General features: G+C 64.6%; 9 protein-coding genes. 2 read left to right on the plus strand and 7 right to left on the minus strand.

The genetic code is table 11. The features are described from left to right. Positions 1–11 precede the first annotated feature (11 nt). Together QZY44_RS34735 and QZY44_RS36110 are read right to left on the minus strand one after the other, a co-directional pair. Entirely contained in the window at positions 12–1,265 is a 1,254-nt protein-coding gene (locus QZY44_RS34735; protein WP_295458776.1) for an efflux RND transporter periplasmic adaptor subunit, read from the minus strand. Between the two features lie 145 nt (positions 1,266–1,410). Next, positions 1,411–2,262, minus strand: coding sequence for a phosphatidylglycerophosphatase A (locus tag QZY44_RS36110; RefSeq protein WP_365305911.1), 852 nt, complete (start codon positions 2,260–2,262; stop codon positions 1,411–1,413). A 168-nt stretch (positions 2,263–2,430) separates the two neighbouring features. On the opposite strand from QZY44_RS36110, the gene QZY44_RS34745 reads away from it, so the two are divergent. Next, positions 2,431–3,705 (plus strand): aminotransferase class I/II-fold pyridoxal phosphate-dependent enzyme, encoded by a 1,275-nt coding sequence (locus tag QZY44_RS34745; RefSeq protein ID WP_295458779.1) that lies wholly within the window; start codon positions 2,431–2,433, stop codon positions 3,703–3,705. 89 nt (positions 3,706–3,794) lie between these two features. Beyond that, positions 3,795–4,778, plus strand: a complete 984-nt coding sequence (locus tag QZY44_RS34750) for an MBL fold metallo-hydrolase (protein ID WP_295458782.1) — start codon at positions 3,795–3,797, stop codon at positions 4,776–4,778. Between the two features lie 106 nt (positions 4,779–4,884). On the opposite strand, the gene QZY44_RS34755 is transcribed toward QZY44_RS34750, so the two are convergent. The 5 genes from QZY44_RS34755 to QZY44_RS34775 all read right to left on the minus strand — a co-directional run bounded on the left by QZY44_RS34755 (position 4,885) and on the right by QZY44_RS34775 (position 7,646). Then, complete coding sequence (locus QZY44_RS34755) at positions 4,885–6,210, minus strand: AarF/ABC1/UbiB kinase family protein (RefSeq protein ID WP_295458787.1); 1,326 nt, start codon at positions 6,208–6,210, stop codon at positions 4,885–4,887. Between the two features lie 92 nt (positions 6,211–6,302). Then, on the minus strand, positions 6,303–6,680 hold the full coding sequence (locus QZY44_RS34760) for a hypothetical protein (RefSeq protein WP_295458790.1): 378 nt from the start codon (positions 6,678–6,680) through the stop codon (positions 6,303–6,305). 235 nt (positions 6,681–6,915) lie between these two features. Next, the gene (locus tag QZY44_RS34765; RefSeq protein WP_295458793.1) at positions 6,916–7,152 is read right to left on the minus strand and encodes a DUF3368 domain-containing protein; all 237 of its coding nucleotides are present in this window, start codon (positions 7,150–7,152) and stop codon (positions 6,916–6,918) included. Between the two features lie 6 nt (positions 7,153–7,158). Then, entirely contained in the window at positions 7,159–7,392 is a 234-nt protein-coding gene (locus QZY44_RS34770; protein ID WP_295458794.1) for a hypothetical protein, read from the minus strand. Next, a complete protein-coding gene (locus QZY44_RS34775; RefSeq protein WP_295458797.1) occupies positions 7,389–7,646 on the minus strand; it encodes a UPF0175 family protein in 258 nt (85 codons plus the stop codon). The genes QZY44_RS34770 and QZY44_RS34775 overlap by 4 nt, the downstream gene beginning before the upstream one ends. Positions 7,647–8,445: the final 799 nt, after the last annotated feature.

The following is an 8,445-nucleotide window of genomic DNA, read 5'->3' on the forward strand; positions in this document are numbered from 1 at the left end:
GGTCTCCGCGGCTACTTGGCGGCGCCGGCCGGGGCGGCCGGGGCGACAGCGGCGGGTCCGTGAATCACCCCCGGCTGGCGGCGCGCGGCGGGCGGCTGGGCGGATGCCGGAGCGGAACCAGGCGCGGCCGGGGCCGCGTGGATGGCGGGGGCCGGGGCGGTCGCGACCACCTTCACCTTGGCCCCGGGGGCCAGGCGTGACACCCCATCGATGATCACCACATCCCCGGCGGCGAGCCCCCCAGTGATGAACCAGTCACTGCCGTGCCAGGGGCCGACCTCGACCGGACGCGGCTGGGCCGTGTTGTCCTTGGTCAACACCATCACAAAGTGCCCTTTGGCGCCTTGGAGGACGGCGGCCTGGGGGACCAGAATGGCGTTCGGGCGCTCGGCCCCGGTGAGCCCCACGCGGACGAACTGACCCGGGCGCAGGGAGAGGTCGGGATTGGGCACGGTGGCACGCAGCAGATAGGTCCCGGTGGTGACGTCGTAGTCGGCGTTGGCAAAGGTGATGCGGCCCTGCTGCGGGAAGGTCGAGCCGTCTGACAGCACCAAATCGACCACGAAGTCATGGTCCTTCGGTACGCTCAAGACACCTAAGGTCTTCTCAGTGCGGAAATCGAGCATGTCGTCCTCCGACACGCTGAAGTTGACCCAGAGGCTGTCGATCTGGGAGACATAGGTGAGCAGGCTGTTGGTCGAGGAGACGTAGGCCCCGTCCTGGACCTGGGCGTAGCTGGAGACTCCGGTCACCGGGGTGGTGATGGTGGTGTAGCTCAGGTTGAGTTGGGCCGTCTGCACATTGGCCTTGGCCGTGTAGACGGCCGCCGCTGCCGCCTGCTGCTGGCCAGTCGCATCATCCAGGTCCTTCTGGCTCAGGGCCTTCAGTGCGGTGAGCGGCTTCACCCGCGCCAGGTTGTCGTTGGCCGTCTGGAGCGCGGCCTGTTGCTGGGCCAGCGCGCCCTTGGCTGCGTCCAGCTGGGCCTGAAAGGGCTTGGGGTCCTGGCGGAACATTACATCCCCGGCTTTGACCAGGCTGCCCTCGGTGTAGACCCGTTGCTCCAGGAAGCCATCGACACGCGCCCGGATCTGCACCTGATGGGTACTCTGGGTCTGCCCGACGAACTCGAAGCGCACCGGGGTATCGCGCGGGACGATCGTCTGGACCGTCACCTCCGCCGCGGGATGCGCCTGGGGCTTGGCCGCGGGCTTGTCGCAGCCCGCCAGGAAGGCGGGAACCGTCAGGGCGATCAACAACCAACGCATGTCGGCGATACTCCGATCCAGTCAAGCTTAAGAGGACCCGCGCGGGCGAGGCCGCGGCCCAGCACCTGGGTTCGGGTGGGAGGCGGTGCTATGTTCTCACACAGGGGCCAGACACGACACCTGACTGATTGGCGCGGCCCTCGACTCAGACCAGCAGCGCCTGGCCCAGGTGCATCAGGGCGAGCGCCATGAGACCCGCGACCACGTCGTCGAGCATGATGCCGAGCCCCCCGCCCACTTGGCGATCGATCCATCGGATCGGCCAGGGCTTCCAGATATCGAATAGCCGGAAGGCGGCGAACCCCGCCACCACCGCCGGCCAGCTCGGGGCGATCGCAATCATCGTGATCAGATAACCGACGATCTCGTCCCACACCACCGAGGGCGGGTCTGTCCGCCCCAGCATCCGCGCCGCCCGGCCGCAGAGCGGTATGCCGATGAGCAGCAGCACCGCGGTGACCGCAAGATAAGGGCTGAGCGCGAGCCCGAGTCCGGCCAGGAGCAGATACAGCGCGACCCCGGGCAGGGTGCCGAAGCTCCCCGGTGCCCAGGGCAGCCGCCCGCTGCCGAAGCCTTGGGCGAGGAACAGGATGAGGCGATCCGACCGCCGCGGCTCACCCGGCACGGCCGCGGGCGCACTGGACTCGGCGGCGGCTAGCGGCCCTGCAAATGGCACCAGCAGACCAGCCGCATCCAGGGTCCAGCGGGTGCCATCGTCGGCGGGGATGCCGTGCGAGAGGCGCCAGGGCTCCGGCAGCGGGCGGGGCAGGGCGAGCAGACCGCCACCCGGGGTGGTGAGGAAGGTGAATTCCAGCGCTCCGGTCGCGGCCCCGGTGATCTCCACCCGTGCCTTCCAGCAGCCATTCCACTCGCGGAAAAAGTCGTACTTGAGCTCCACCGGACCGATCAGTTCGGTCAGCATCGACTGGATCAGGGCGCGGGCGGCGGAGGCCCGGCGGGTGAAGTCGGTCAGTGGGATTGGGGTCTGGTCGGTCATTTGGCTCCGGGGCAGTGCTGGCAACGAATCCTCCACCAGGACCAAATCTAGCAGAGATCCGCGGCGGCCGTCGCGCCCGGCCCATCGACAGCCCCGGCACCGACCGATACCATCGGCGGGCCACCCGGCGCCCGCCTTACACGACACTAGCCCTCCACCGGAGACCCCATGAAGATCGAGACCCAGGCCATCCACGCCGGCTTCGCCCCGGACCCCACCACCAAGTCGGTCGCTACGCCCATCTACCAGACCACCAGCTATGCCTTCGACGACACCCAGCACGGGGCGGACCTCTTCGACCTCAAGGTGACCGGTAACATCTACACCCGCATCATGAACCCCACCAGCGACGTGCTGGAGCAGCGGGTGGCGGCCATGGAGGGGGGGGTTGGGGCCTTGGCGCTCGCCTCCGGCATGGCGGCGGTGACCAACGCCATCTTCACCATCGCCCAGGCAGGGGACAACATCGTCGCCGTTTCCACCCTCTACGGCGGCAGCTACAACCTGTTCGCCCACACCCTGCCGCGCCTGGGCATCCAGGTGCGCTTTGCCGCCCCCAACGATATCGCCGGGATGGAGGCGCACATCGACGGCAAGACCCGGGCGGTCTTCTGTGAGTCGATCGGCAACCCGGCCGGCAATGTCGCTGACATCACCGCCATCGCCGACATGGCCCATGCCCACGGCGTGCCGGTGATCGTCGACAACACGGTCCCGAGCCCCTACCTGTGCCGCCCCTTCGAGCACGGCGGCGACATCGTGGTCCATGCCCTGACCAAGTACATGGGCGGTCACGGCACCAGCATCGGCGGCATCCTGGTCGACTCCGGCAAGTTCCCGTGGGCGCAGCATGCGGAGCGCTTCCCCATGCTCAACGAGCCCGACATCTCCTATCACGGCGTGGCCTACACCCGCGATGTGGGGGCCGCGGCCTTTATCGCCCGCGCCCGGGTGGTACCGCTGCGTAATATGGGCGCGTGCATCTCGCCCTTTAACAGTTTCCTACTCCTGCAAGGGATCGAGACCCTGCATGTGCGTATGGACCGTCATTGCGAAAACGCGGTGAAGGTCGCCGAGTATCTGAAGGGTCACCCGAAGGTGGAATGGGTGCGCTATGCCGGTCTGCCGGACAGCCCAGACTACCCGCTGGTGCAGAAATATATGGACGGCGGCAAGGCCAGTTCCATTCTGTCATTCGGGATTAAGGGTGGGCTGGCCGCCGGCGCCCGATTCATTGATGCACTCAAGCTCGCCGTGCGTCTGGTGAACATCGGCGATGCCAAGACCCTGGCCTGCCACCCGGCCACCACCACCCAGCGCCAACTCTCACCGGAAGAGCTGGCCCGTGCCGGCGTCTCCCTGGACCTGGTGCGGCTCTCCATCGGCATCGAGCATATCGACGATATCATTGCCGATCTGGAACAGGCGCTGGCGGCGGGGTAGTCGCGCCGTCGTACTCGTGACACCGCTCAAGCGGTGTCACGCCTGTGTCAGGTGCTCTGCGCCGCGTTGCCGATCAACCGGAGCCATCCATGCAAGACCTGAGCGTAACCACTGGCGCGCCGCCGCCGCCGGCCCAACCCATTGCCATCGGCGCACTGAAGCGACTGAGAATAAGTTGTATCTCGGAAGTCGGCTGGCTCGACACCCCGACCCTGCTGGCCGACATCGCGGCGGCCGGCGGGATGAACGCCAACCAATATGAGCTGCCGTGGCCGCCGTTTGCGCAACTGCATGCCGACAACGCCGCCGGCTCCTCGGCCCTGCTCGAAGCGGAAACACCAGATGGTCGTCTGCACCGGGTGCTGTTCGATACCGGATGGAATCCGGACTGGATGGAGCGCCGCTTCGCCGAAGAGGGCGTGGACCGGTTGCTGGCCGACGGTGGCGTGGACTGTCTCGTCATCAGCCACGAACACTTCGATCATTTCTGGGGGATCGGTGTCACCCTGAAGCACTGCCCCTCACTGCCGATCTATATCCCCGCCGGCTTCCACCCCGAGGGATTGAATCTGATCAAACACCAGGGTCATACCGGGCCGCTTATCACGGTGCCGCCCCAGCAGCCTCTGAGTCTCTTTCACGGTTGCGCATTGGTCCAGTTTCCGATGCAGACCCTGTTGCAGGTCGCGGGCGAGAACGTGCTGTATTTCGAGATCGAAGACAAGGGCCTGGCGATGGTCACCGGCTGCGGTCATGGCGGCGTACTGAACCTGCTCGACTATGCCCGCCGCACCTTTGTCGGGGGCGAGCGCCTGTATGCGGTCTATGGCGGTCTGCATATTGCCCCCTTCGAGGACTGGAATGCGGAGAAGGACGCCGTGATCGCCGCCCTGGCGGACTATGGCATCGTGCACTTCGGCTGCAATCACTGTACCGGGGCGATGGCCGTCGAGAAGATGCTCGCCGCCGGTCTGCCGGTGGTGCGCGGAAGCGCCCGACACGGATCCAAGAACGCCATGTTTCTGGGCAATGGGGATGCGCTGGAACTGTCGGGGGGGCTTGATCGGCCTTGATCATCGTTCCGGCCATCTCAGGGCTGGAGTCCAAGGCTTCAGCCTTGAACTTCAGAAGATGGCTGCTGGCCGCAACGATGGCCAAGCCCAGGCCGCGTTTAGATTGTCACCCGTAGGCCGCCATCAGTCCATTGAGATCCACTCGCGCCCGCAGGCGGCGACAGAGCATGAAGGTGCCGACGAACTTGCGGTGCAGGAAGAAGGTCGCCGGGTCGGGGGTCCGGCCGAAGGCCTCGTCGAAGAAGAGGTCCCGCCCGCGGACATAGACCCGCTCAAAGAGATCGGATGTCCCGAAGTCATAGGCTCCTCGCTGGCGCAGCGGTTCGCCGGTGAGCGCGATCAGCTCGGCAATGTTCACGGCCTGTTCCGGGGATGAGTCAGGGTCCAGGTAGCCCAAGGCCACGGCGCACTGGCGTACTGCTTCCGTGTCCCCGACGACGGACGCCTGCATCATCTGCCGGTAGTACCCGACCAGCGCGGGGGCGATCCGCTGGGTGGCGCCAAAATCGAGCAGGACCAGCTTGCGGGTCTCTGCTTGGTAAAGGAAATTGCTGTAGTTGGGATCGGTCTGCACCAGCGCGAAGTCGAACAACTCGCGCAGCAGCAGTTGGACCAGGAGGGTGGCGGCACGGTCACGCTCCGCTTGGCGAAACGTGTCCCCGGTGAGCTGATCCACCGGGATACCGGTGGCGAAGTCCATGGCGAGCACGCGGGTGCTGGAGAGGTCCCGGTGAACCTTGGGCACCAGAAAGTCGGGGTCGTCGCCGACGAGCGCCCCGTAGGCCTCCAGCGCATCGGCCTCGGCCACATAATCGGCCTCCTGGTGGAGCTGGCGGCGTGCCGCCGCCAAGACGGGCGCCAGGTCGACCCCCTTGGGCGCGAGCCCCAGGGTCTGCCCCAGGAAGGAGAAATTGTCCAGATCGCTGTCGATGCTCTCGCGCACCCCGGGAAACTGGATCTTGATGGCCAGGTGCCGGCCGTCGCGGGTCTCGGCGCGATGCACCTGCCCGATGGAGGCGGCGGCTACGGGCGTGAAGTTGAAGCGGTGAAAGCGCTTGTCCCAGTCGGCCCCCAACTCGCCGGAGAGGACCTGATTGATCTGCCCCAGCGGCATCGGCTGGGCGCGGTCGCGCAGGCTGGCCATGATCTCGGCGGCCTCCGGGGTGAGCAGGTCGGAGCCGTCCAGTGACATGAGCTGGCCCATCTTCATCGCCGCCCCGCGCATCCGCGCCAGGCGATCGGTGAAGCGTTGCGTGCTCGCGGCAGAGAGTTGGGGGCGGTATATCCCACCGTCGCGGTTTAGCGCCAGCTCGATCAGGCCGCGCATCCCGATCCCGGCCGCCAGGTCGCCGCTGGCGCGGCCCAGGTGCCAGAGTCTGGCCAGGCGTTTACTGGGGACGGCAAGGCCGCTGGACAGTGGGGGTTTGGCCATGGTTGGGGGGCTCTCGAATGGGGTTGCAGGCCAAGTTGCCCGGCGTTAGCTGGCAATATGCGGTCGTTGCCGTCCAGGCGCAATGCGCTCCGTCAAGCGGCAAAGAAGAAACGCATGAGTGCCAGCGATAAAGCAAACAAGTAACCGTAAGCAAAGCGATTGATCCGCAGCGCCGGTTGCCCGCGACGCGTCCGCCAGGCTCCCATGATGACCATGATGCCGCCGACTACCAACGGAGTGACCATCAGATTGGGAAAACGCCATGCCGCAGAAACCAGGCTGTTGGGAAAGACCAGCAGACTGAGGGCGCCAAAGATGGCCCCAAAGAGCGTATAGCCCAGCGCGGCCAGCCATGGATTCGGTGGACGGCGAAATGGTTCGGCCAACGAATGAAAGCCCAGCTCGACGAGTGCTTCGCCAAAGGCTTGGAGCAGGAATTCACCAACTACTTCGAAGATTAACTCAACCATGCCGGTGATGAAGATAGAGCATTTTCGGGTTTGCGAAATTGGGCCTTGATAAGCGGTGCCACCCCGCGCCCTCGTGACACCGCTCCAGCGGTGTCGCGCATGTGTTAGGCGCTGTGCGCCCCGCAGCCCGCGCCGGCGCCTATCTTCTGGAGTTCGAGGCTTCAGTCTTGGTCCTGTTCATCCAGGCTGAAGCCTTGGACTCAGACCCCGGGCTGGCCTGTTCGCCGATCGCGGCCTATTCTCCAACCTCTGCCAATGCTTCGATTACCAGTGACGGGCTCAGATAGAGTCCGTCGCTCAGTAGTCGCTCAACGAGGGGGCGAGCGGCAGCGATCCATCCCATGCGCTTGGCGGCGAGCACGATTCCAAGGGTGCCAACGATGGGTATGCCGAGGCTGCGAGCACATTGCCGGGCGGCGGCGTCATCCAAGACCGCGACAGCGCCGGACTGTCCGAGGCAATTCGCGAGCACCTGGGTTTAACCCAGCCCAAGATCCCATGCCGCGATGACAGCGGGGACAGCCATATCCTCGACCTGCAGAACGCGACCCTCTGCCGCGACGGCATCAATGATACTTTGGCCATCCTGGCCGGCGGCGACCTCACCGATGACTCCACGCGGAACTTCCACTGGTCGCGTGCAAAGGTCACAAAGCCATACCAACCCCCCGATCCGGGTCAAGAAGATCAGCGGCGAGGCATTGACGATCATCCGGTCAGGCACGCCAATTCCTCCCGTAGTTCTTCAATGTCGGTTTGAATCGCAGGTACCCGCCGACGATAAAGCTCATCGAGGAATCGGACACGACTGATGCCGAGGATCTCAGCCGCTTTGCTCTGGGAGATACGCCCCTCGGCATACCATTGGACCACGGCGGCGGTCTTGACCTCCTCCGCCAACTGAACGGGTCCTTTGCGCAGTGCCGACATGGCGCCGGTGTCGAAATCCAGTACGATTTGGGTCATGGGTGTGGACCTCCAGGCCCCGGACTTGGTTTGTGTGCTTACTGGCCTTTATCATAGGCTGTGTGTGCGTTAGGTGTTGGTTCTGGTCCGTCACGATGCTAAGTCCTTGTCGCAAGAGTCAATGCCGGAACTTCGGTGTTACAGGGGTTCTCAGCACTTTCAGTGGGTTGCCGAAACGCCAACACCTAACGCACACACAGCCTTGTCATAACGCCCGGCAGCGGCGATCGGTCCGCACAGCGGACACTACGGCAAGGCCCACGATCCGTCGGGGCCGCCGTGCGGACCAGCAGTCTCGCGGCTAGCACAGTGGCCGGGATTATGACCAAGGTCTGCTTACGCTTGTCAATTTTTGGCGGTGAATGGGGAAACGCAAGGGTCCGGGACTGGTCGCTGCCTTCCCGGGGTCGAATTAGTCATTAACGTATTCCTCCATGCAATTGAATGCATGAAAGTTAATATCGCCCCCACCTCGCGCTCGGGTATATTTCTTAAACGATTTTCGCATCTCAAAAAGAAACGACGCAGGACTCTTTTCATTCAGTTTCTTGAGGTCTTCCCTTGTGTTCATAATATTGTAAAGACCGCCGATGGCAAGCCCAGTGATCCCCAAGGCGACGGTTGATGCCGCAGGAATAGAGAGCAGCTGACCAAAGATCTGAAGTTTCCTACTTTTGATCTGGGGCCTTGACCGTCATTCCGGCGATGCTATTCCCGGCTCCTGTCCTTGAGCGCATGGGCTGCACATCGGTGCACCGGGCAGATGGTCGGAACGGCGGACGGGGACGGCGGTGGGTTC

The organism is uncultured Thiodictyon sp., from assembly GCA_903837595.1.
GTDB lineage: Bacteria > Pseudomonadota > Gammaproteobacteria > Chromatiales > Chromatiaceae > Thiodictyon.

Coding starts and splice junctions, on each gene's coding strand:
- QZY44_RS34735 (WP_295458776.1), bottom strand. CDS start 1,265: ATGCGTTGGTTGTTGATCGCCCTGACGGTTCCCGCCTTCCTGGCGGGC.
- QZY44_RS36110 (WP_365305911.1), bottom strand. CDS start 2,262: ATGACCGACCAGACCCCAATCCCACTGACCGACTTCACCCGCCGGGCC.
- QZY44_RS34745 (WP_295458779.1), top strand. CDS start 2,431: ATGAAGATCGAGACCCAGGCCATCCACGCCGGCTTCGCCCCGGACCCC.
- QZY44_RS34750 (WP_295458782.1), top strand. CDS start 3,795: ATGCAAGACCTGAGCGTAACCACTGGCGCGCCGCCGCCGCCGGCCCAA.
- QZY44_RS34755 (WP_295458787.1), bottom strand. CDS start 6,210: ATGGCCAAACCCCCACTGTCCAGCGGCCTTGCCGTCCCCAGTAAACGC.
- QZY44_RS34760 (WP_295458790.1), bottom strand. CDS start 6,680: ATGGTTGAGTTAATCTTCGAAGTAGTTGGTGAATTCCTGCTCCAAGCC.
- QZY44_RS34770 (WP_295458794.1), bottom strand. CDS start 7,392: ATGATCGTCAATGCCTCGCCGCTGATCTTCTTGACCCGGATCGGGGGG.
- QZY44_RS34775 (WP_295458797.1), bottom strand. CDS start 7,646: ATGACCCAAATCGTACTGGATTTCGACACCGGCGCCATGTCGGCACTG.